Annotated in this window: 22 protein-coding genes; 2 read left to right on the top strand and 20 right to left on the bottom strand. The window is 47.7% G+C overall.

Annotated features, from left to right (window positions below):
- Positions 1-102: 102 nt before the first annotated feature.
- The 7 genes from fabG to AC5W2J_RS10545 all read right to left on the bottom strand — a co-directional run bounded on the left by fabG (position 103) and on the right by AC5W2J_RS10545 (position 7,781).
- On the bottom strand, positions 103-843 hold the full coding sequence (fabG, locus tag AC5W2J_RS10575) for a 3-oxoacyl-[acyl-carrier-protein] reductase (protein ID WP_496059423.1): 741 nt from the start codon (positions 841-843) through the stop codon (positions 103-105).
- Positions 843-1,784, bottom strand: a complete 942-nt coding sequence (gene fabD / locus AC5W2J_RS10570) for an ACP S-malonyltransferase (protein ID WP_496059422.1) — start codon at positions 1,782-1,784, stop codon at positions 843-845. Before fabD ends, fabG begins: the two co-directional genes overlap by 1 nt.
- Complete coding sequence (gene plsX / locus AC5W2J_RS10565; RefSeq protein WP_496059661.1) at positions 1,781-2,779, bottom strand: phosphate acyltransferase PlsX; 999 nt, start codon at positions 2,777-2,779, stop codon at positions 1,781-1,783. Before plsX ends, fabD begins: the two co-directional genes overlap by 4 nt.
- A gap of 22 nt (positions 2,780-2,801) precedes the next feature.
- Positions 2,802-3,356, bottom strand: a complete 555-nt coding sequence (fapR, locus tag AC5W2J_RS10560) for a transcription factor FapR (protein ID WP_496059421.1) — start codon at positions 3,354-3,356, stop codon at positions 2,802-2,804.
- Between the two features lie 70 nt (positions 3,357-3,426).
- On the bottom strand, positions 3,427-5,475 hold the full coding sequence (recG, locus tag AC5W2J_RS10555; protein WP_496059420.1) for an ATP-dependent DNA helicase RecG: 2,049 nt from the start codon (positions 5,473-5,475) through the stop codon (positions 3,427-3,429).
- A 248-nt stretch (positions 5,476-5,723) separates the two neighbouring features.
- Complete coding sequence (locus tag AC5W2J_RS10550) at positions 5,724-7,397, bottom strand: DAK2 domain-containing protein (RefSeq protein ID WP_496059419.1); 1,674 nt, start codon at positions 7,395-7,397, stop codon at positions 5,724-5,726.
- A gap of 21 nt (positions 7,398-7,418) precedes the next feature.
- Positions 7,419-7,781: an Asp23/Gls24 family envelope stress response protein gene (locus tag AC5W2J_RS10545; RefSeq protein ID WP_496059418.1), complete on the bottom strand. Its 363-nt coding sequence runs from the start codon at positions 7,779-7,781 to the stop codon at positions 7,419-7,421.
- A gap of 247 nt (positions 7,782-8,028) precedes the next feature.
- Here AC5W2J_RS10545 and rpmB point away from each other — a divergent pair, with 247 nt between their 5' ends.
- Positions 8,029-8,217, top strand: a complete 189-nt coding sequence (rpmB, locus tag AC5W2J_RS10540) for a 50S ribosomal protein L28 (RefSeq protein WP_120192291.1) — start codon at positions 8,029-8,031, stop codon at positions 8,215-8,217.
- Positions 8,218-8,310: 93 nt separating this feature from the next.
- Here the strand turns inward: rpmB and rpe are convergent, their stop codons facing one another.
- From rpe to AC5W2J_RS10475, 13 genes are all read right to left on the bottom strand, one after another.
- Positions 8,311-8,955: a ribulose-phosphate 3-epimerase gene (gene rpe, locus AC5W2J_RS10535; protein ID WP_496059417.1), complete on the bottom strand. Its 645-nt coding sequence runs from the start codon at positions 8,953-8,955 to the stop codon at positions 8,311-8,313.
- Between the two features lie 4 nt (positions 8,956-8,959).
- Complete coding sequence (gene rsgA / locus AC5W2J_RS10530) at positions 8,960-9,838, bottom strand: ribosome small subunit-dependent GTPase A (protein WP_496059416.1); 879 nt, start codon at positions 9,836-9,838, stop codon at positions 8,960-8,962.
- Between the two features lie 11 nt (positions 9,839-9,849).
- On the bottom strand, positions 9,850-11,232 hold the full coding sequence (gene pknB, locus AC5W2J_RS10525) for a Stk1 family PASTA domain-containing Ser/Thr kinase (RefSeq protein WP_496059415.1): 1,383 nt from the start codon (positions 11,230-11,232) through the stop codon (positions 9,850-9,852).
- Entirely contained in the window at positions 11,232-11,987 is a 756-nt protein-coding gene (locus tag AC5W2J_RS10520; protein ID WP_496059414.1) for a Stp1/IreP family PP2C-type Ser/Thr phosphatase, read from the bottom strand. Before AC5W2J_RS10520 ends, pknB begins: the two co-directional genes overlap by 1 nt.
- A 14-nt stretch (positions 11,988-12,001) precedes the next feature.
- The gene (gene rlmN, locus AC5W2J_RS10515; RefSeq protein ID WP_496059413.1) at positions 12,002-13,084 is read right to left on the bottom strand and encodes a dual-specificity RNA methyltransferase RlmN; all 1,083 of its coding nucleotides are present in this window, start codon (positions 13,082-13,084) and stop codon (positions 12,002-12,004) included.
- A 16-nt stretch (positions 13,085-13,100) separates the two neighbouring features.
- Positions 13,101-14,447, bottom strand: coding sequence for a 16S rRNA (cytosine(967)-C(5))-methyltransferase RsmB (gene rsmB, locus AC5W2J_RS10510; RefSeq protein WP_496059412.1), 1,347 nt, complete (start codon positions 14,445-14,447; stop codon positions 13,101-13,103).
- Positions 14,437-15,384 carry a methionyl-tRNA formyltransferase gene (gene fmt, locus AC5W2J_RS10505; protein ID WP_496059660.1) on the bottom strand — a complete coding sequence of 316 codons (948 nt, stop codon included), beginning with the start codon at positions 15,382-15,384 and terminating at the stop codon, positions 14,437-14,439. Before fmt ends, rsmB begins: the two co-directional genes overlap by 11 nt.
- Before the next feature lie 88 nt (positions 15,385-15,472).
- Positions 15,473-17,884, bottom strand: coding sequence for a primosomal protein N' (priA, locus tag AC5W2J_RS10500; RefSeq protein ID WP_496059411.1), 2,412 nt, complete (start codon positions 17,882-17,884; stop codon positions 15,473-15,475).
- On the bottom strand, positions 17,881-19,086 hold the full coding sequence (coaBC, locus tag AC5W2J_RS10495) for a bifunctional phosphopantothenoylcysteine decarboxylase/phosphopantothenate--cysteine ligase CoaBC (RefSeq protein WP_496059410.1): 1,206 nt from the start codon (positions 19,084-19,086) through the stop codon (positions 17,881-17,883). Before coaBC ends, priA begins: the two co-directional genes overlap by 4 nt.
- A gap of 68 nt (positions 19,087-19,154) precedes the next feature.
- On the bottom strand, positions 19,155-19,385 hold the full coding sequence (gene rpoZ / locus AC5W2J_RS10490; protein WP_120192300.1) for a DNA-directed RNA polymerase subunit omega: 231 nt from the start codon (positions 19,383-19,385) through the stop codon (positions 19,155-19,157).
- Between the two features lies 1 nt (position 19,386).
- Positions 19,387-20,001 (bottom strand): guanylate kinase, encoded by a 615-nt coding sequence (gene gmk, locus AC5W2J_RS10485; RefSeq protein ID WP_496059409.1) that lies wholly within the window; start codon positions 19,999-20,001, stop codon positions 19,387-19,389.
- Between the two features lie 31 nt (positions 20,002-20,032).
- On the bottom strand, positions 20,033-20,293 hold the full coding sequence (gene remA, locus AC5W2J_RS10480; protein WP_120192302.1) for an extracellular matrix/biofilm regulator RemA: 261 nt from the start codon (positions 20,291-20,293) through the stop codon (positions 20,033-20,035).
- A 74-nt stretch (positions 20,294-20,367) separates the two neighbouring features.
- On the bottom strand, positions 20,368-21,246 hold the full coding sequence (locus AC5W2J_RS10475; RefSeq protein ID WP_496059408.1) for a YicC/YloC family endoribonuclease: 879 nt from the start codon (positions 21,244-21,246) through the stop codon (positions 20,368-20,370).
- Positions 21,247-21,412: 166 nt separating this feature from the next.
- On the opposite strand from AC5W2J_RS10475, the gene AC5W2J_RS10470 reads away from it, so the two are divergent.
- A complete protein-coding gene (locus AC5W2J_RS10470) occupies positions 21,413-23,164 on the top strand; it encodes an Rqc2 family fibronectin-binding protein (protein ID WP_496059407.1) in 1,752 nt (583 codons plus the stop codon).
- Positions 23,165-23,198: the final 34 nt, after the last annotated feature.

Genomic DNA, 23,198 nt, shown 5'->3' with positions numbered 1-23,198 from the left:
TTCACCTCCTCGAGAGAATATATCATTCTCACACACTATTAGACATTATAGAAGATGTCCCCTGAAAAAACCACCCTTTTTCTGCAAGGGCGGATAGAAACCTTACATTACCATGCCGCCATCGACGTTAATTGTCTGTCCGGTAATATAGCCTGCCTGACTGGACGCCAGAAACGTTACAGCATGTGCCACATCATCCGGCTTCCCAAGATGGGACGCAGGGATCTGTGCCAGAACAGCATCACGTGCTTCCTCTGACATTTGTTCGGTCATATCCGTTGCAATAAAGCCCGGTGCTACAGCATTTACCTGGATATTACGTGAAGCAAATTCTTTTGCCATGGTTTTAGTCAGTCCAATCACTCCTGCTTTTGCAGCCGTATAATTCGCCTGTCCCGGATTTCCGGTAATACCTACGACAGAGGCGATATTAATAATCTTTCCGCTGCGCTGTTTCGACATCGTACGCGCGGCAGCTTTGGAACAGAAAAAGACGCCCTTCAGGTTAATATTCATCACATCGTCCCAATCGTCTTCTTTCATCCGCATCATCAGATTGTCTCTGGTAATACCTGCATTGTTGACGAGAATATCGAGCCCTCCAAAAGCCGAAGTTACTTCCTTAAGCATGGTTTTTACTTCGTCTTCTTTGGAAATATCTGCTTTCCAGGTGAACGCTTCCACCTGATACTTCCGGCACGAATTGGCCACCTCTTCTGCTTTTTCCCTGTTTCCTGAATAGTTTACTGCTACATTAACACCTTGCTTGGCAAGTTCAATCGCAATTGCTTTTCCAATTCCCCTGGACCCTCCGGTTACAAGGGCGGACTGGCCTTTTAGCATTATACCTCTCCTTTCCATGAATCTGCTGCTTTATTTATCGTGTCCGTATCTTCTGCTGCCATAACGTCGAGGCCGCGGCGCTGAATTCTGCGCATCAGGCCGCTCAGCACTTTGCCAGGTCCAATTTCAATAAACGTCACGGCGCCTTCTTCGATCAGTTTGTTCATCGAATCTTCCCAAAGTACGGGAGAGGTAACCTGTTCAATCAGCTGGGATTTTATTCGTTCTTTATCTGTAACAGGTTCAGCCGTTACGTTGGATACAAGGGGAGTGGCTGCATCGGTGAATACAATCGCAGCCAGAACGTCTGCTAGCTTTTCTTTTGCCGGCTCCATTCCTTTTGAATGAAACGGTCCGCTGACGGAAAGAGGAATAACCTTCTTGGCTCCCTGCTCTCTAGCGGCTTCTCCTGCTTGATCAACGGCTTCTTTATCACCTGAAATAACAATTTGTCCGGGAGCATTAATATTGGCCAGCTGTACATTTCCTACCGTAACAGAGCGGGTCACTGCTTCCAGCGCCTCCCGTTCCATTCCCATCACTGCAGCCATCGCGCCTTTTCCTTCCGGCACGGCCGCTTCCATGAAAAGACCGCGCTGGTGCACAGCCTGTACGGCATCTTCAAAAGAAAGAACGCCGGATGCTACTGCTGCTGAATATTCCCCCAGGCTGTGTCCCGCGGTAAAGTCAGCAGTCACTCCTAGTTTGTCCAGCTCTTTCCATGCAATAATGCTTGCTGCCAAAAGAGCCGGCTGGGCATTCTGCGTCTGCTTTAGTTCTTCTTCCGGTCCGTTAAACATTAAATTTGTCAGCGAGTAGCCGAGCACTTCATCCGCCCGATTGAGCAGGTTTTTAGCATCTGTGGAGCTATCGTACAATTCTTTTCCCATCCCTACATACTGGGATCCCTGGCCTGGAAATAAAAAGGCTGTTTTTTTCATTGTGATTCCTCCTGTTGCTGCTGGACTTCTTTCTGAATGACCGTTGTTACACTTTCTTCTACCATCTGCCTTGCCTGTCGTATCGCATGAAAAATGGCAATATGGTCCGAAGAACCGTGCGCTTTAATGACGGGTGCTTTTAAACCAAACAGCGCCGCCCCGCCGTAATGGACGTAATTCATTTTTTCTCCGATACCTTTAAAGCTGCTCTTTAACACACCAGCTGCCAGTTTGTTTTTTAAGCTGGAGTTCATCTCCTGTTTCAGAAGGTTAAAAATCGTTTTTGCCGTACCTTCTATAGACTTTAACAGCAGATTTCCGGAAAAGCCGTCACAAACTACTACATCACAGCCGCCTTCAAGAAGTCCTCTTGTTTCCACGCTTCCGATGTAATTGATCGGAGCAGTTGATAAGAGCTGGTGGGCCTGCTTGGTAAGCTCGTTCCCTTTGCCTTCCTCCGTGCCCACATTAACAAGGCCGACTCTCGGCCGGTCCATTTTTTTAACTTTTTCCATATAGATACTTCCCATAATGGCGTTTTGCAGCAGATGGGAGGCTTTTGCATCCATGTTTGCCCCAACATCCAAAAGCAGGAAGCCTTCGCCGCTGATCGTTGGTAGCATTGGCGCCAAAGACGGTCTCTCAATTCCGGGAATCCGACCGATATGAAGCAGGCCTGCCGTCATCAGCGCACCGGTATTTCCTGACGAAATGCATGCATCTGCCCGTCCTTCTTTCACTTCGCGGACCGCAAGCACCATCGACGAACCTTTCTTTTTCCGGACTGCTTTTGTAGGGGTATCGTTGTCGTCAATCATTTCTGTTGTATGTAAAATCGTCATCTGCTTTTTATCGGATAGATGTTTCAAAATCTCTGTTTCGTCTCCAATGAGAGTGAACTCTATATCCTTAAAAGAGCGGACGGCTGCCATGGCCCCGGCAATCTGCGCTTTCGGCGCATGGTCGCCTCCCATCACATCAATAGCAATTCTCATTGTACCGGCTCCTTTAATTAATTTATTTTCCTGAACGGTACATGGAAAATTCTCCATAAAATACCATTTCTTCTTTCACATTGCTTACTACGTGTACAATGGTTTTTCCATCTTTTGTGCCTTTCACTTCGGCTTTTGCGATAACCCGTTCTCCCTCTTTTACCCGGCGGTGAAAAAGGACAGAGGCTTTAGCTGTCAGTGCCATTTCCTCGTCAATAATGGCAACCGCCAGCGAGTTTGCCTGGGCGAATAAATAATGGCCGCGCGCAATGCCGGTTCGCGAAAACACATGCTCTTTTCCTATATCAAGAAGAGAAATAGCTTCCTTATCAAGCTGAAGATCGATAATTTCCCCAATTACTTCTTCTTCGGGCAGTGCTTTAATATCATCTAAATGCTCACGGGCGACATGCTTAATACGCTCCCTTAGTTCAGGGATCGATAAGGCCAGACGGTCCAGGCGGATCGTCTGGACGCTGACGCTGAAAAAGTCAGCCAGGTCTTCATCCGTGATAAATGGATCTTCTACAATTTTATTTTTTAATTTTTCCTGGCGCTGCTTTTTAGTGTATTTCATCAGGACACCATCCAATGTTATGACTAGGTAATAAAGGTAGTATATAATTCCAGGTTTGTTTTTGCAACCGTCAGTCGAGCTTTTCACCTCTTAAGGCGCCCTGGTTGTGAAGATAATCACGAAGTGGACTGTATTCTTTTTCTTCCCAGAACGCAGAGCTGTTAATCAGGTCCTGGGCATCCTGTCTGGCGGTTTCCAGCGCACGGTAATCCAGAACAACATCGGCTAGTTTAAAATAAGGAAGGCCGCTTTGTTTGCTGCCGAGAAAATCGCCGGGACCTCTCAGCTCCAGGTCTTTCTCTGAGACGATAAACCCATCGTTGGTGTCTTCCATAATACGCATTCTTTCTTTGCCTGTTTCTGATTTGGGATCGGCCAGAAGGATACAGTAGGACTGGTCCTCTCCACGTCCGACTCTTCCTCTCAGCTGATGGAGCTGGGCGAGCCCGAACCGGTCTGCATCATATATGACCATCACCGAAGCATTCGGCACGTTTACGCCGACTTCGACTACCGTCGTTGAGACGAGAACCGACACCTGCCCGTCGGCAAAGGCAGCCATCACGGCTTCTTTTTCATCTGCTGACAGGCGGCCGTGCATTAACCCTACTTCGTAATTTGTGTAGTAGGCACTAAGTTGGGCATGCACGTCAATCGCATTCTGCACATCGAGCATTTCCGATTCCTCGATCAGCGGGCAGATTACGTATCCCTGTCTCCCTTGGTCCAATTCTTTTTTCATAAAGCCGAGGACCCGTTCAAGCATCGTGTGTTTCGCTGAAAACGTCTGGATCGGCTTTCTGCCCGCCGGCATCTCATCAATGACGGATACATCCATATCGCCGAATACGGAAATAGCCATAGTCCGCGGGATAGGCGTCGCTGTCATAAAAAGAACATCCGGCTTTTCGCCTTTATTCTGCAGCGTCCGCCTCTGGTTTACCCCAAACCGATGCTGCTCATCAGTAATCACAAGTCCGAGCTTCTGGAATTCCACTCCTTCCTGAATTAACGCATGCGTACCTACGACAATATCAACACCGCCGGTTTGAATGGCCTCATATACTGCCTGCCTTTTCTTTCCTTTAACAGACCCTGTTAAAAGACCGACCTTTACTCCGGTATGTTCAAAAAAAGGCTGCAGCGATTGAAAATGCTGTTCAGCAAGGATTTCAGTCGGCACCATTAACGCGGACTGATTCCCTCCCAAATACTGGGCATACATAACAATAAGAGCTACCACTGTTTTTCCGGACCCTACGTCTCCCTGCAGAAGCCGGTTCATTCTTCCCGGCTGAAGCATATCGGTAACGATCTCATTTACGGATCTTTTCTGGGCGCCCGTTAAAGAAAACGGGATCGTTTGAATAAACTCTTTTAACTGCTGCTTATCGTAGCTTAATTTATTTCCCTGGGCTGCCATCCGTTTGGAGCGCTTTAATGCCTGCATCCCAAGCTGAAATAACAGCAGCTCCTCGTATACAATTCGGCGCCTGGCATGCTTTAATTCTTCATGGCTTCCCGGCTGATGGATGCTCCAGTAGGCGCTCTGTTTTCCGGGCAGCTTGTACTTTTTTAAATAGGCTTCCGGCAGTACTTCTGTTATCCCGCTGTTGTACTCTTTCAGCGCTGTCTGAATGAACTTTTTCAGCTGAAACATGGAAAGGTTGCCGCCGATGGAGTACACCGGGGCCAGGCTTTTGGAAGGATCCGGTTCCCCTTCCTGAAACCCCTGAACAGTCATTGTGAGCCTGTGCTTGTCCCATTTTCCTGTGAGGGTCACCGCTTCTCCTTGTTTGATTTTATTTTTTAAAAAGGCGCGGTTAAAAAAAGTGGCCGTCACGAGGATACCGTCGCACACGAGACGAACCGTCAGTCTTGATTTTTTCCTGCCGAAATAACGAAGCAGCGGTTCTCCCTGCACCATCCCGGTAATGGTGGCTTTCTGGTCATGCTCGAGTTCGTGAATCGGAACAATTTCATGGTTTTCGTATCTATATGGAAAGTGCTCAATCAGCTGCTGTACAGTATGAATGCCGATCTGCTGGAGTTCCAGCTCTTTTTCTTTCCCGACTCCATGCAGTACAGCGACCGGATCATTTAAATGAATCGTGCTCATTGTACCCACCCGCTTTCTTTTTGGTTGGAGGTACAGCCTTTTTTATTTTTATATAATAAATGAATTTGCATATTCATTAGTCAGCCTCCCTGCTTTTCCAGGACTGCGGAAAAGTAAAAGTGGAAATGTACGTTCGCCTTTATTATAGCACTCTCTATCCTCTGTTTTACAGGAGAAACCACGCTCACAGCAAAAAAGCCTTTTCTTTAACAAAAAGGCTTTCATTTGCTGCTGTTTGAATATATTTTCTACTCGACAGAAATTATATAAGGATAAAGCGGCTGTCCGCCGCGGTGGCGTTCCACTTCTGCTTCTTCGTAATGCGTTTCAATAAAAGCCTGGACAGCATCCGATGTCGCTTCATCGCTGTCTTCTCCCTCAATGATGGTAACGATTTCTGTCTCCTCATCAATCATGCTGGCAAGAAGCTCATTTGTGACTGTTTTTATATCGGATCCTGCGCTGATAATATTCTTCCCGCAAATACCCATATAGTCATCTTTTGCGATCGTTCGGCCATTGATAACCGTATCCCGAACGGAGAAAGTAACTTCTCCGCTTTTTACATGGCTTTTAGCCTCGGTCATAGCCCGGCTGTTTACAGAAGCATCCTTCGACTCATCTAGAGCCAAAAGCGCGCTTAGTCCTTCCGGTATCGTTTTTGTTTCAATGACCGTGGCCTGCTTTTCAGATACTTCTGCAGCCTGGCCGGCTGCCATAATAATGTTGCCGTTGTTGGGAAGCAGAAAAACGTGCTCGGCATTGACCCGTTCTATCGCCTGGAGAAAATCTTCCGTACTTGGATTCATTGTCTGCCCGCCGCTGATAATCTCGTGGGCCCCCATGCCTTGAAACAACTCGTCCATTCCCGGGCCTGCGGATACAGCTACTACCCCGTAGCGGCTTTTCGGCCTGACCGGCTGCGTTTTACGCCCGGCATCTTTTTCTACGATAGCCTGGTGCTGCTCGCGCATGTTCTCTGCTTTGATATGACGCAGGGAGCCATACCGCTGGGCTTTATTGATTACTTCACCCGGATACTCTGCATGAATATGTATCTTCAGCAGCTCCTCATCGTGCACGACTAATAAAGAATCCCCCCATTCAGAGAGTTCTTCCCTGAAGGCTGTTTCGTCATATGGGATTTTCTTTAATTTATCTTCTTCAAAACAGATCATGACTTCCGTACAGTAGCCATATTCCATGTCCTCGGTGGAAAGCTGAGTCTGCGCCTGCTGGTGATGCTCCAGCTTCACGAGGTCATCCAAAGAAGGCACCGTTTCCCTCGAATCTGTCGATGCCAGACCGGCTAGTACATTGTACATACCTGTATAAATATAAACGAGTCCCTGGCCTCCTGAATCAACTACCCCTACTTCTTTTAAAATGGGAAGCAGTTCAGGCGTTCCCGCCAATGACTGCTCCGAACCTTCCACTAAGTGACGAAAGTATTCTACCGGCGTTGTGCTCTCCTCCAGACGGGATTGGGCATAAGCTGCACCTTCTCTGGCTACCGTCAGAATAGTGCCTTCCACCGGCTTCATAACAGCCTTGTAGGCGGTATGGACCCCTTCATTAAATGCAGCAGCGAGCTTCTGAGCTGTTACGGTCGTTTCTTTATCAAGAACTTGACTGAACCCCCGGAAAAGCTGGGATAAGATAACACCTGAATTCCCTCTGGCTCCCATAAGCAGGCCTTTGGAAAATGCTTTCGCGGTTTTCCCGGCGGATTCACTGTTGTCTGATGCCAGTACTTCCTTCATTCCGGAAGATATCGTAAGGTTCATGTTTTTTCCTGTATCACCGTCAGGAACCGGAAACACATTTAATGCATCTACTTCCTGGGCATGCTTGTGAAGCATTGCTGCTCCTTCTCCAAGCATGTCCGCAAGTTTTGAAGCTTTTAACTCATTTTCCAACACGCTGCTTCCTCCTCATTTCTATTACGCATCAATCACTCTAACACCCTGTACATATACGTTAACAGCTTTCACATCTAATCCGAGCATATGCTTGACCTGGTATTTCACAGCACTTTGTACATTGGAGGCCACTTCGGATATTTTAATGCCATAGCTTACTATAATGTACATATCAATATGTACTTCTTCTTTTTCTCTTCGCAGAACAATTCCTTTTTCTACATTTTCTTTTTTGAGCAGATCGGAAATGCCGTCTTTAAAATGCTTTTGGGAAGCCATGCCTACAATACCGTAGCAGTCAACAGCAGCTCCGCCGGCGGCAGTGGATATTGCATCATCCGAGATTTCAATTTTTCCATGCGTTGATGAAACTTCTATTGCCATACATATTCCTCCTCCGTCTATTAAACATTCTGCCTTTTAGTTTACTATAGGCCCGCGGTTTTTGAAAGCGTTGGACAAACGATGCCGTATATTTATAGAACACAGCTGTAAAATAGCCGGCACTTGTTGTTCACTGCAATGCTTGTCAAGATCTTTTCTTAACAAGGATTGCATTGCGGAAAGGGTTGTGCTAAAATCATTTAGTATGAATTAATTGGTACAGAGAAACATAAAGGAGGTGCGTTTCATGGCTCGCAAATGTTTTATTACCGGTAAAGGTCCTAAATCCGGCCACAACCGTTCCCACGCTAATAATGCTACGAAAAGACGCTGGAATGCTAACGTTCAGAAAGTTAGAATCCTAGTAGATGGCAAACCAAAACGTGTATACGTTTCTGCTCGTGCTCTTAAATCCGGCAAAGTGCAGCGCGTATAATCATATATTGCCTACGCATTAAAAAGAACAGCGGCCTAACAGCCGCTGTTCTTTTTGGTTCGTTTTTTGTTTACATAATATTATTATGAAATACTAGCCACGGATAGCTGCTATTGCTCGGGCACGGTCTTTTTGATTATAGATGGCCGATCCTGCCACAAGCACATCGGCTCCCGCTTCTACACAGAGCTTTGCGGTTTTTTCATTTACGCCGCCGTCAATTTCGATCTCCGCCTTATATTCTTTTTCATCAATAATACTGCGGAGCTCTCTTACTTTATCCATTACTTCCGGAATAAAAGCCTGACCGCCGAAACCGGGATTGACTGTCATAAACAATACAAGGTCCACTTCTTTTAAAATCGGCAGGATACTTTGGACCGGGGTGGCCGGATTTAATACGACGCCGGCTTTCTTACCGGATTGCTTAATCAGCTCGATCGTACGGTGCAGGTGCGGACAGGCTTCTACGTGGACAGAAATAATATCGGCTCCCGCTCTGGCAAATGCTTCAATGTACTGGTCCGGCTGCGCAATCATTAAGTGGACATCAAGTACTTTATTTGTATGGGGGCGGACAGCTTCTACGATCAGCGGGCCGATAGTAATATTTGGTACAAAGTGCCCGTCCATTACATCGATATGAATATATTCCGCCCCTCCTTTATCCACTTCTTCAATTTCTTCTTTCAAACGTGCAAAATCTGCGGCTAGAATAGACGGTGCTATTTTTGTCATTGTTTTAGTACCTCCGGATGTCTGAGATTTCTTTATAAAATTGCAAGTAGTGCTGGTAACGATGATCGGCGATATCGCCTTCTTTCCAGGCAGCTGTCACCGCGCAGCCTGGTTCTTTCACATGCGTACAGCCCCTGAACTTGCAGTCCGGCAGCCGTTCTGCCATTTCCGGAAAATAGATGTCCACGTTTTCTTTAAGCAGGCCGGTAAACTCCAGAGAACTGAACCCCGGCGTATCTGCTACCAGTCCATCAAATACTTCCACGAGCTCCACGTGACGTGTCGTATGCTTGCCGCGCTTTAAATGATCGGATATGACACCTGTTTCCAGCTGAAGCTTCGGGTTTAAATAATTAAGCAGCGTAGACTTGCCGACTCCTGACTGGCCTGCAAAGATGGAAAGTTTGCCCGCAAACAAATGAGAAATTTGTTCGAGGCTGTCCGGTGTCTGGACGCTCAGAAAATATACCGGATACCCGATATTGCGGTACATATCAGCAAATTTTTCTATTTTTTCCTGTTCGGTTGGAGAGGCCAGATCTTTTTTAGTCACTACGATAACGGGCTCTATATCGTGGGCTTCCAAATGGACGAGAAAGCGATCCAGCAGCATAGTCGAAAATACAGGCTCGACTGCTGAAAAAACGAGTATTCCCTGATCGATATTTGCAACCGATGGACGAACGAGCTCATTTTTGCGTTCTTTAATTTCCTGAACGTAGCCTTCTTTGTCATTATCGGCATCAAACTCCACCCGGTCTCCTACAAGAGGCGAGATTTTCTGCTTTCGAAATAATCCTCTGCCCCTGCATTGAAACACGCCGTCCTCATTTTTTACATAATAAAACCCACTGAGTGCTTTTATAATAAGTCCTTCTCGCATGCTTCCTCCTCTTAATCTTCTGCCTGCACAATGCCCGGCAGCAAAAGCTCTGTCCAAATAGAGGCCCAGCCGCTTTCCTGCCTGGTGCTGCTGTCTTCAGCCATTTCCATTGTGGAAAGATCATTAATGTAAATCGTCACTTCCGAATGTTTTTTCACAGAAGAGCCTGCTGTTGGCTGCTGACCGGTCGTTTCTCCGCTGGCTCTATCTTCAATTGCAACTTCTTCCGGCACTGCAGCAAGGCCTGTATTCTCAAGCCGCTCCAGCGCTTCCTCAGCGTGCAGTCCCTCCACCTCGGGAACATCAACATCTTCCACGCTTAGTATTTCAGGAACAAACGTAAATGCGGCAATAATCGATGCAAACACCAGGAGCGCCACAATGAGAAAAGACAAAAACCAGCTGGTTTTTTTAGGCGGGCTTTTTTTGCGTCCGCCGCTGTCTTCTCTTGGACCTGTCACAGCCTGAACCGGCAGTATTTTGGTTTCTTCATTTTCCGCAGCAGGACCAGTATACACAGAAGCCATTGCCAGCGTCTGATAAAATCCGATATACGGCGCTTCGTTTTTTCTGGCTTCCTGGAGCGACGTCTGCAGGTCTGCTTTCATGGAAAAGGCCGTCTGGTACCGGTCATCCGGATCTTTTTCCACCGCCCGCAGGATAATATTTTCTATACTCTGCGGCAGACCCGTCCGGCTGTCTGAAGGCATTGGTATACTTTCCTGAATGTGCATGAGCGCAATGCTTACGGCCGACTCCGCTTTAAATGGAAGCCCTCCCGTAACCATTTCAAACAAAAGAATGCCGAGGGAATATATATCCGCACGGTGGGTGATGGCGCTTCCTTTTGCCTGCTCCGGTGATAAATAATGGACGGAGCCAAGTACAGAATTGGTATGGGTAATTGTAGCTGAAGATGCCGCCCGGGCAATCCCGAAGTCAGCCACTTTAGCAGTATGGCCTTTCATTAATATGTTCTGCGGCTTCAGGTCTCTGTGCACCACTCTATTGGCATGCGCCTGCTCAATGGCGCCCAGGACCTGCTTCATAATCTCCACGGCTTCGTCTATTGGCAGCGGTCCTTCTTGTATCATCTTTTCTTTCAGAGTCATGCCCTCTACGTATTCCATCACGATATAATAGGTATCCTCGTCTTCGCCTACATCATAAATATTCACAATATGGGGGTGATGCAGGCTCGTCGCGGCCTGTGCTTCCCGGTGGAAGCGTCTGATAAAGTCATTGTCTGCGTTATACTGGGGCTGAAGGATTTTAACAGCGACAAACCGTTCCAGGATGATGTCATTGGCTTTATACACATGGGCCATTCCGCCGACGCCGATAAGGCTGATGATTTCATAACGGTCATTCATTCGTTTGCCGATCAGGTTCATCACTGGGTCCTCCTTTCCATAGAAAAGGAATTAATAACAGCAGCAATCGTAATATTGTCTTCTCCGCCCCTGTCGTTTGCTTTATGTACAATCCCTTCCACCGCCTCTTCTACAGAATCTTTATTCTGCAGAAAGTCAGCGATTTCCAGGCTTGTTACTTTATTGGAAAGGCCGTCTGAACATAAAAAGACGCCTTCCCCTTTATCCCATTCTATGACCGAAGCATCACATTTAACGGTTTTTTCTGTGCCGAGTGCACGGGTAAGCACATTTTTTCGCGGATGGCTTTCGGCTTCTTTTTCCGTCAGTTCACCCCTCAGGCGAAGTTCATTCACAAGTGAGTGATCCTGGGTTTTCTGGTATACGCCGTGCTCATCAAATAAATAGGCGCGGCTGTCTCCCACATGGCCGATTGCTATAAACCCCGGGGTGCATATTGCAGCCACGGCGGTTGTTCCCATGCCCTGCAGATAGGTACTCTGCCGGGACAGTTCAAAGATAGCCGTATTTACTTTCTCCATACGGTTCACAAGCCAGGCTCTGGCTTCTTCAGGAAACAGCGGGAGCGGTTCATTCTCCCACTCCCGTTTTAGTATGTCCAGAGCGGCTGCACTTGCTGTGTCTCCTGCCTGGTGTCCGCCCATTCCATCACAAACGACTGCCAAATACTCGCCGCTTTGGTTTTCAAAAATACCTGCGGCATCTTCATTGTGTCTTCTCACTCTGCCGGTAATGGTTTTATACGCCTGCTTCAAGGGAGCGGTTCACCTCACTTCTTTTTTCCTTCATTCGCACGGAGCTGGCCGCATGCTGCATCAATATCATGGCCCTGCTCACGGCGGATTGTTACATTGACTCCTTCTTCTTTGAGTGTTTTCTCAAAGGCAAAAATGTCTTCACGCTTTGTCCGTACGTAATCCCGCTCCGGCACGTAGTTAACCGGTATTAAGTTCACGTGGCATTTAAGGCCTTTTATCAGTTCTGCAAGCTGTTTTGCATGTTCCACCTGATCGTTGACGCCGCCGAACAGGCCGTATTCAAACGTGACCCGGCGATTGGTCGTCTCTTGATAGTACTTAATAGATTCCATTAATTTATCAAGCGGCCACGCACGGTTTACCGGCATCAGGCGGCTTCTTATTTCTGTAGTCGGTGCATGCAGGGAAACCGCGAAGTTAATCTGCAGTTTTTCATCCGCAAAATCATAAATCTTTGGTACGACACCACTTGTGGAAACCGTTATATGACGGGCACCAATGTTTAAGCCTTTGTCATGATTAATAACCTTTAAAAAGCCAATCAGTTCATTATAGTTATCAAATGGTTCTCCAATTCCCATAACAACGACAGAGCTGACCCGCTCGCCTTTTTCATCAAGCGCACGCTGGGAAGCGAGCACCTGGGCCGTAATTTCTCCGGCTTCCAGATTACGCTTTAAGCCGCCGAGCGTGGAGGCACAGAACGTACAGCCCAGTCTGCAGCCTACCTGGCTGGTCACACATACGCTGTTGCCATAGCCATGCTTCATAACAACCGTTTCGATCGTGTTGCCGTCTTCAAGTTCAAACAACAGTTTAACCGTTCCGTCTACTGATTCCTGCTTAGCCACTTCTTTCAGCGGGGTAATCGAAAACGTACTGCTTAGTTTCTCTCTAAGCGGCTTGGAGAGGTTCGTCATTTCATCAAACTGCTCCACCCGTTTATCATAAAGCCAGTAAAAAATCTGGTCCGCCCGGAAGGACGGCTCTCCTTCTTCCTGGAGCCATGCTTTTAAAGCATCGAATTGGAGCGTGTAGATAGAACCTTTTTTCCCTGCGATTTCCGCTTGTACTTCTTTTTTTAATTCCTGCATTTAAAATCCCTCTTTCTTACCCTTTTCTTTCAAGTGCCGCAATGTAAAAACCGTCCGTCTCGTAATCATGCGGAAGAATCGTCCAATCACTTCCGCTTTCCGTGTCCTGAGTTAAGCGCCTTTTCATGGAATCATCCCGAACAAAGGAAGGATGGGCTTCTAAAAATGCCTCCACTACCTGTTCGTTTTCCTCCGGACGCACTGTGCATGTACTATACACGATCCTGCCGCCTATTTTCAAGGTTTTAGCTGCTTCTGTTAATATATCATATTGTATCGAAGGCAGGGAGTTTAAGTCATCCGGCTGTTTGTTCCATTTTAATTCCGGTTTTCTGCGGATAACGCCCATGCCGCTGCACGGCGCGTCTATTAAAATCCGGTCATACTGCTGCTCTTCTGCCTCGGTAAGAATATTTCTGGCATCCAGCTTTTTTGTGGTAATAATCGACAGACCGAGTCTGTCTGCCTGTTCCTCAATATGCCTCAGCTTTTTCTGATGAAGATCAAAGGCGTGCACCGTTCCCTGATTTTCCATCCGTTCAGCAATGTGAGTGGTTTTTCCGCCAGGAGCCGCACACGCGTCGAGCACCGTCATGCCCGGTGAGACGTCAAGTGCTCTGGCAACAAGCATAGAGCTTTCATCCTGTATGGTAAAAAAACCTTCGTTGTATGCTTTGGTCATCAGCACATTTCCAGACAGCACGACAAGTGCGTCTTCGGATAAAGAGCCGGGTTCGGTTTCACAGCCTTCACGCTCCAGCTTGTCCATCACGTCTTCTCTGGAACCTTTCATACGGTTTATCCGGATGTTCGTGCGCGGGGGCACCAGATTCTGCGCCGCCATTGCCTCGGTATTCTCTTTGCCGTAGGCTGCTTCCCACTCTTTGAGCAGCCACAGCGGGTGGCTGTATTCTATCGACAGCTTTTCGAGCCGGTTCATTTGCTCCGGGAGTTCAGGAAAACCGGCTCTTTGATAGGAACGGAGCACGGCGTTCACGAGACTGCCGATGCCTTCATGTCCTTTTTCTTTGGCAATGCGGACGGCTTCATACAAAACAGCTCTTTCCGGCACCCGATCCAGATAAATCATTTGATACAGCGACATTCTCAACAGCGACGCAACCCACGTCTGTAAGGAGCCTACCCCTTTTTTTACATGGGCATTCAGACAGTAGTCTAATGTATTCCTTCGTTTGATCGTTCCGTAGACAAGCTCGGTAAGAAGCGCGGTATCACGCTCCGGCACGAGCCGGTCTTTAATGGCCGCATCAAGCACTAAATGGCTGTATGCGCCCTCCTTTTCCACTCTCTCTATTAAAGAAACGGCAATGCTTCTGACGTCATTCGGCTGTTTAGTCTTCACTCGTGAAACGCTTCCCCTCTGCAAATGGATGCCTGCCTCTCAGCAGTTCTTCTACTGCCATTTTTTTCTTTCCGGATGGCTGAAGTTCCGTCACCGCAAGAAGCAGGCCATCGCCTGCTGTAATCCAGAGTGCATCTTCCTTAACAGCTGCAATTTCTCCGGGTTTTCCTTCGTGCTTCTCATTCAGGCGGATGGTTTTTCTGATTTTATATAACTTATCTTCATACATTGTGTAAGCAATCGGCCATGGAAACAGACCCCGCACTTGATTGTGGATTTCCCGGGCGGTCCTGTTCCAGTCGATTTTTTCCTGGTCTCTTGTAATATTGGAGGCAAACGTTGCTTCTGCTTCATTCTGCTTGCGGGGAACAGCTTTTCCTGCCTCCAAAAGCGGAATGGTTTCCAGCAGCAGCCGGGCCCCGGCTTCACTTAATTTGTCATGCATCGTGCCGGTCGTATCGTCTTCCTGGATTGCCACTTCCACCTGAGTCAGCATATCTCCGGCATCAAGCTTTGGCACCATGTACATAATCGTTACGCCCGTTTTCTCTTCCCCGTCCATAACCGCCTGGTGAATCGGCGCGCCTCCTCTGTATTTTGGAAGCAGAGATGCATGAACATTAACTGCTCCAAGCGCCGGTGTATCAAGCAGCTCTTTTGGCAGGATTTGTCCATAAGCCGCAGTAACAATCAGATCCGGTTGAAGGGAAATAATTTCTTTTAACTCCGGGCTTCCTTTCAGCTTTTCCGGCTGCAGCACTTTCAGTCCCTGCTTTAGTGCTTCTACTTTTACCGGCGGCGGCGCAAGAACTTTTTTTCTTCCTTTCGGGCGATCCGGCTGTGTAACCACAGCGGTGATCATGTATCCTTCTTCCAGCAGTCCCTGCAGAACCGGCACGGAAAAATCGGGTGTTCCCATAAAAACGATCTTCATCAGCTGTGTCTTCCTTTCTAATTACGATGAGTACTTGTAACAAACAAACAACCCCGCTCTCCATTTGTCACGATGGTCCGCGGGGCTCTATTTACATAAACATATAAGGGTGCATATCCATGGAAAGCTGAAGCTTCCCTTTTGCAATGTCCTGATTGTAGCGCTCCGCTACAGACTGAAGCACTTTCGTAAGCTCGGGTTCATTTTTATATTTTATCATGCATTGATACCGATATCTATCTTTAATCCTTGCAATAGGAGAAACCGTAGGACCGAGTACTACTGCTTTTTCGGAAAGGGAACTGCGGATATACCCGGTAATTTTATCGGATATTTTCATCACTTCGGCTAAATCTTCATGTGCTACGTTCACCATCGTTAAATAATAAAACGGCGGATAGCCGCCGCGCCTGCGCTGCAGCATCTCTTCCTGATAGAACGCTTTGTAATTATGGGTTTTGGCATGCTGAATGCTGTAATGCTCAGGCGTGTACGACTGCACCACTACTTCACCTTTCAGCTTATCCCTTCCGGCCCGTCCGCTGACCTGTGTCAGAAGCTGAAACGTTCGTTCCGCTGCTCGGAAATCGGGAAGGTGAAGCATCGTATCTGCGGCCAGTATTCCTGCCAGCGTGATTCTCGGGAAATCGAGTCCTTTTGCGATCATCTGCGTACCAAGCAGAATATCCGCTTCCCCGTTTCCAAACGCATCAAGCAGTTTCTCGTGCGATCCTTTCCGGCTCGTCGTATCCATATCCATCCGGATGACGCGTGCTTCCGGCAGAAGCCTCGTCAGCTCTTCTTCCACCTTCTGGGTTCCCGTACCGAAAAAACGAATCTGGCTGCTTTGGCAGGAAGGGCATGTATGCAGCATCTGCTCCTCGTGCCCGCAGTAATGGCATTTCAAGCGTCGGTTCGTATGATGATAAGTGAGCGTAATTTCACAGTGCGGGCAGGAAGGCGTAAACCCGCAGTCCCGGCACATAACAAATGTCGAATGGCCGCGCCGGTTTAAAAACAGGACGCTCTGTTCCTTTTTCTCCAGCCGCTCTTTTAGTTTATCGAGCAGAAGCGTGGAAAAAACGGAGCGGTTTCCCTGCCGGAGCTCTTCTCGCATATCTTTAATGGTCACTTCCGGCATTGCTTTGCGGTTCACACGCTGCGGAAGCTCGAGCAGCGTATAGACACCTTTTTCAGCACGCACGTAGGATTCAAGGCTCGGTGTCGCGCTTCCGAATACGACTGGGCAGTGATGGTGTTCCGCCCGCCAGATGGCAACATGTTTGGCATGATAGCGCGGATGGTCTTCCTGCTTGTAGCTTCCTTCATGCTCTTCATCCATCACAATTAATCCCAGGTTTTCAAATGGGGCAAACACAGCCGATCTGGCGCCGACTGCCACCTTCACTTCTTTTCTATGAATCTTCCGCCACTCGTCATATTTTTCTCCGGCGGAAAGCGCACTATGCAGCACGGCCACTTCGGATCCGAATCTTCCTTTAAATCGATTAACCATCTGTGGGGTCAATGATATTTCCGGCACAAGGACAATGGCTTCTTTTCCCTGCGAGATAACCTCATCAATAGCCTGCAGATACACTTCCGTCTTTCCACTGCCTGTAACGCCGTGCAGCAGGTAGGAGTCTGTCCGGCCGGCATGGAGACTGCCGAGAATACTGTCTACCGCCGCCTGCTGTTCTTCCATTAACGGAAGCGCCGTGGACTGTTGAAACGTTTTATCTTTAAACGGATCCCTGTAAAACTCTGTCTTCTTTTCAACGAGCAGTCCTTTATCGACTAAAGCGCGTACCGCCTGGCGCCCGGCACCGGTATTGACGAGCAGCTCCGGCTGGGCAATTTCTTTATCCCCGAGCTCCTGCTGCATCCACTCAACGATCTGCTGCTGCTTTTTGGCGCCCGCGGACAGATTATGTTCGGCTCCGACTGCCTGATATTCCTTCGTTAAAGACAATACTGTCTGCATCTTTTTTTCGGTCCGGTTCTTCAGCAGATAATCAACGATAACTCGCCCTGCCTGAATTTCTTCATTTAACAGCTTCATTACCTGCTTTTCTGCCGGAAAAGCTTCCCAGTCCACCATCGTTTTTCCGGCAAACGCGGCTGCAATTTCAGCAGGTACGTTTTCAGGCTCTTCAGCGAGAAACAGTCTTTTTTTCGGCTTGGCGCGGATTGCCGAAGGAACCATCGACTGATAGGCGGTAATTAAAAAACACACCGTTTCTTCTGCAATCCATTGGCCCAGCTGGAGAAGCTCTCTGCTTAATACCGGCGAGGGATCAAGCAGCGAGGTGATTTCTTTAATCCTTTTTACTTCCGTAGCGTCTGTGGTCTGCGTTACAAACCCCTGAATCTGGCGGGATCCGAAAGGCACGTTCACTCTCATTCCGGGCTGGATAAATTCCTCCATTTCCTCCGGAATCTTATAATCGTACAATCTGTTCGTCTGGCCGGTAGGCACATCCACAATCACTTTAGCGATCATTTCTTATCCGCATCCTCTAACTGATCAACCGCCATCGAAAGAATGGTTTCAGCTATCGCCTGTTTGCTCTGCAGCGGCAGGTGCACGGTCGGTTTTTCTTGTTGTACAACAAATACTTCATTTGTGTCCGTATTAAATCCGGTACCGGCGGAAGCAATATTGTTGGCCACAATCATATTTGCGTTTTTCCGGTTCAATTTTTCCTGCGCATAGGATTCGATATTTTCCGATTCTGCTGCAAAACCAATAAGATACGGTTTTACGGCAAGCTTTCCTAATTCCTGCAGAATATCTGCCGTGCGTTCCATTTCTATCTGATGGCTGCCCGCTGTTTTCTTTTCTTTATGGGCCAGCCGTTCTTTTGCACGATAGTCACTGACAGCGGCCGCCTTCACAATAATATCCTGACTGCCGGCTGCTGCCATCACCTCACGGTGCATATCTGCGGCAGACGTTACATCCATCCGCTTGACTCCCGGCGGTGTATCCAGCTTAACCGGGCCTGCGACCAGCGTTACGTCTGCTCCCATGTCTGCGGCGGCTTTTGCAAAAGCAAACCCCATTTTACCGCTGGACGGATTCGTCAGGACACGCACGGGATCAATGTACTCATGCGTTGGTCCCGCTGTTACAAGCACACGCCGTCCGGAGAGCGTTTGTTTGTTTTTTTCCTGATAGGTTAAAAAAGCAATAATATCTTCCGGCTCTGCCATGCGTCCTTTGCCGATCCAGCCGCAGGCGAGATAACCTTCACCCGGCTCGACAAAACGATAGCCGTCCTGCTTCAGCTGATTCATGCTGCGCTGTACTGCGGGATGATTGTACATGTTTACGTTCATCGCCGGCACTGCATACATGGAAGCTTTCGTAGCGAGCGCGGTGGTCGTGACCATGTCGTCCGCGATTCCATTGGCAAGCTTTCCTAAAATATTGGATGTTGCCGGTGCCACAATAAAAATATCCGCCCAGTCGGCGATATCGATATGGGCGACCACTTCCGGTTCTTTTTCAGCAAATGTATCGGTATAGACCCGCTCTCTCGTTAACGCCTGAAACGTCAGCGGCGTAACAAATTCCTGGGCGTGCCCGGTCATCATCACTTTCACATGAGCCCCGCTCTGCTTAAGCCTGCTGGCCAGGGCGGCGGCTTTAAAAACAGCAATTCCTCCGCTTACTGCCAATACTATATTTTTTCCCTGCATCTGATTTCCTCCTGCCGTTCATCCATTTGAAAAAAAAAGCCGCCCCCTGTGAAGAAGGCCGCTGTGTTTTACTTATCCTGCTGCTGTTTGGAAGGATCGTCCGAAGCTGTATAGTCCAGCTTTCCACGTTCAATTTCTTCCAGAGCCACGCCTACGTACTTCGCAGACTTGATGTTATCAATCATCGGCACCGCTTCTTCAAGTTCCAGAAGTTCTCTTGCCCGTCTTGCTGAGATAGTGCATAGCGTATATTTTGAATTAATATGAGTCATAAGTGTATCAATTGATGGGTATAACATATTATTCGACCTCCACTGCTTTTTTGTATTTGTCTATAAGGCGTTCTTTTCTGCAGTGCTCCGCAGTGACAATCGACTGCACACGTTCAACTGCTTTCTCTACTTCATCATTTTGCACGACATAATCGTAATAGTCCATCATCTCGATTTCCTCTTTCGCGATATCCATGCGCTTGTTGATAATATCCGCGGTTTCCGTCCCCCGCTTTGTAATTCTATCACGAAGTTCAGCCAGACTTGGCGGAATCAGGAAAATAAATATCCCTTCCGGATGTTTTTCCCTTACTTTCTTTGCGCCCTGGACTTCAATTTCAAGAATGACGTCGCGTCCTTCTTCAATCGTATCCAGTACGTAATCAATCGGTGTACCATAATAGTTATCTACGTATTTGGCATGCTCCAGCAGCTTATCCTGCGCTATCATCTCTTCAAAAGCCTCATGGGTCTTAAAGAAATAGTTTACGCCATCTATTTCTCCTTCACGCGGCTTTCTTGTTGTAGCGGACACAGAATATTCAATGCTGCTGTCTTTTTTTCTCAAAGCGCTGCAGACCGTGCCTTTGCCTACACCGGCCGGGCCCGATAATACGATGAGCAGCCCCTTATCGTCTTTCATAGTACACAACGTCCTTCCTTCTGTTCAAAAATTAATCTTCGGAGAGTTCTTCTTTCGTGTGAAGCCTCTGTGCAACCGTTTCAGGCTGTACGGCTGACAAAATAACGTGATCGCTGTCTGTAATAATGACCGCTCTTGTTCTTCTGCCGTACGTAGCATCAATCAGCATGCTCCGGTCGCGCGCTTCCTGAATGATTCGTTTAATCGGTGCCGATTCAGGGCTTACGATGGATATAATTCTGTTTGCTGAAACAATATTGCCAAAACCTATATTTATTAGTTTTATGCTCAATGTGTTACCCCCCTATTCTGGTCAACCGTGCTCTTTCCTGCTTGTTTGAGTATAGACGAAAATGCGTTCGATATCTACTCTATATTTTGAACTTGTTCTCTCATTTTTTCAAGCTCACTCTTCATCTCCACCACAATGTGGCTTGATGGGGCATCGCTTGCTTTGGAGCCGATTGTGTTCATTTCCCTGTTCATTTCCTGCAGCAGAAAGTCAAGCTTTCTTCCCACCGCCGTCTGCTCATTTAAAATGTAGGTAAACTGCTTAATATGGGCGTACAGCCTGGTGATCTCTTCCGCTATGCTGATTTTTTCAGCGAACAGGATCACTTCCCGGTATAGATGGTCCTCATGGGGAAGGTGGGAGGTATCGACTTCCTTTAAACGCTGCTCCAGCCTGGAACGGTATCCTTCCACGATAGCCGGCACTCTTTCCTCGAGCTGCTTTGTAAAATCTTCAAGCAGGTAAAGCCGGTCCTGAAGATCCTGCGTGAGCGCATGGCCTTCATGTGTTCTCATCAGCACAACGGCATCAAGCGCCTGCTGAACCCCGGAAAGAAGGGCTTCCTGCCACGCTTCGCCAAGCTGTGGATTTTCCGTCACATGCACTACATCCGAATGCAGGATAAACGATTCTGCTGACAGCGCCGGCCTAAACATTTCCATCCGGTCCATTTTTTCGGCAACACTGAGATAATCAGCTAAAAGTCCCCAGTCTACGAAGACTTTTTTGGCGGAGGGAAGAATTCCTTCAATCGACATAAACACGTCGACCTTGCCCCGGCTGATGCCTGCGGCTATATGTTTCCGGAATACGTGCTCCGCCGAATGAAAGACGCCGGGCATACGGAGCACAGTATCACTGTAACGGTGGTTCACTGTTTTTATTTCAATATGTATGGTGGCGTCTCCAATAGATACTGCTGACGTTCCAAACCCTGTCATGCTTACAGCCATTTTTATCACATCCGCTCATATATTCTACCTAATTTTATCATTCCTAACAACTAAGGGAAATAATAAAGCTTATTTCCATTAAAAACGAACAGCTCCACCGGTCCTGCCGGTATCTTCCGGTTCCACGTGCGTGATATACTGTAAAAGATGAAAGGATGTAGGTAAGATGAGCTTTGACGGAATTATGGCAAGAGCCATTACAGCAGAATTAAACGACACCGTCCTGAACGGTCGTATTTCTAAAATTAAACAGCCGTATAAAATGGATATCAGCATGACGATTCGTGCCGAGCGCGTAAATCATCAGCTTTTTTTATCTTCAAATCCCAATTTTGCAAGGCTTCACTTCACTTCCCAGCGCTATGAAAATGCGCCTGAGCCGCCGATGTTCTGTGTGCTCCTAAGAAAGCACCTTGAAGGCGGATTTATCCGTCGGATAGAACAGCACGGAATGGAACGGATTATTACTCTCTATATCGAAGGAAAAGACGAAATAGGAGAAAAGCAGGAAAAAAAGCTGATTGTGGAGATAATGGGCAAACACAGCAATATCATTCTGCTGGATGCCGGGTCCAATCTGATTCTCGACAGTTTGAAGCACCTTCCGCCTTCAGTAAACAGCTATCGTACGATTCTCCCGGGACGCCCTTATATAGAACCTCCTTCCCAGGAAAAAGCCGACCCGCTCGCAGCGGACCGGGATGATGTGCTCCGGCACCTCGACTCCAATCAGGGACGCCTTGATAAGCAGCTTCTCCAGGCGTATACCGGTATTTCCCCGCAGGTAACAAAAGAAGTGATCCACCAGGCAGGCCTTGGTTCTGTTTCCCAGGTGGCAGACACCTTTGTCCGGATGATGGACGACGTTTCCCATCTGCGCTTTCAGCCGCAGATGATTGTTGCCGGCGGTAAGGAATATTATTCTGTCCTTCCTCTTGACCATTTAAAAGGGGACGTTACGAGGTTTGCTTCAACAAGTGAACTGCTCGAACGCTTTCATACCGGAAAAGCAGAACGGGACCGTGTGAAACAGCAGTCCCATGATATGCAGCGGTTTCTGCAGAACGAATGGCAGAAAAATAAGAAAAAAATAAAAAAACTCGAAAAAACGCTGCAACAATCGGAAAATTCGCTGGACTACCAAAAATACGGCGAACTGCTGACGGCTCACCTTCACCTGATTAAAGGCGGCGAAAAGGAAATTGAAGTAATGGACTACTATGATCCGGATGGTGCTTTTCTTACTTTGACTCTGGACCCAAGACTGTCGCCTTCTGAAAACGCGCAGAAATATTTCAAGCGCTACAACAAAGCGAAAACGTCGCTGAGCTTTGTAAAACGACAGATCAGGGATGCCAAACGGGAAATGAACTACCTGGATCAAATTCTCCAGCAGCTTGCATCCGCTTCTCCTGGAGATATTGAAGATATCCGCGAAGAACTTGCGGAACAGGGCTATATGAAACGAAAGATGAAAAAAGGCCAGAAGCGCAAAAAACCTGCTGCACCGGTTATTGAGAAATATCTTTCCACAGACGGCACCTTGATTTTTGTCGGCAAAAATAACAAACAAAACGAATATTTAACGAATAAACTCTCCCGCGCCTCCCATACATGGCTCCATACAAAAGATATTCCCGGGTCCCATGTAGTGATTCAGGCAGAGGACTTTTCCGAACAGACGCTCAAAGAAGCCGCTTCTATTGCTGCCTTTTATTCCAAAGCACGCGAATCCGGCTCCGTACCGGTCGACTACACGCTGATCCGGCATGTGAAAAAACCAAGCGGAGCTAAACCAGGTTTTGTAACCTATGACAACCAGTCCACCCTGTTTGTTACCCCAACGGAAGAACTGGTGCTCCAGCTTCGTGAAAACGAGAAGCAGCACCGGGATAATCCATCCAAACAGGAAAGCTAAAAAAAGAGGAAGCCAGCATCGACTGGGCTTCCTC

It is taken from the genome of Sinobaca sp. SA16-1, assembly GCF_059510515.1.
The sequence above is the reverse complement of the archived record's forward strand: the minus strand, read 5'-3'. Positions and strand labels throughout refer to the sequence as shown.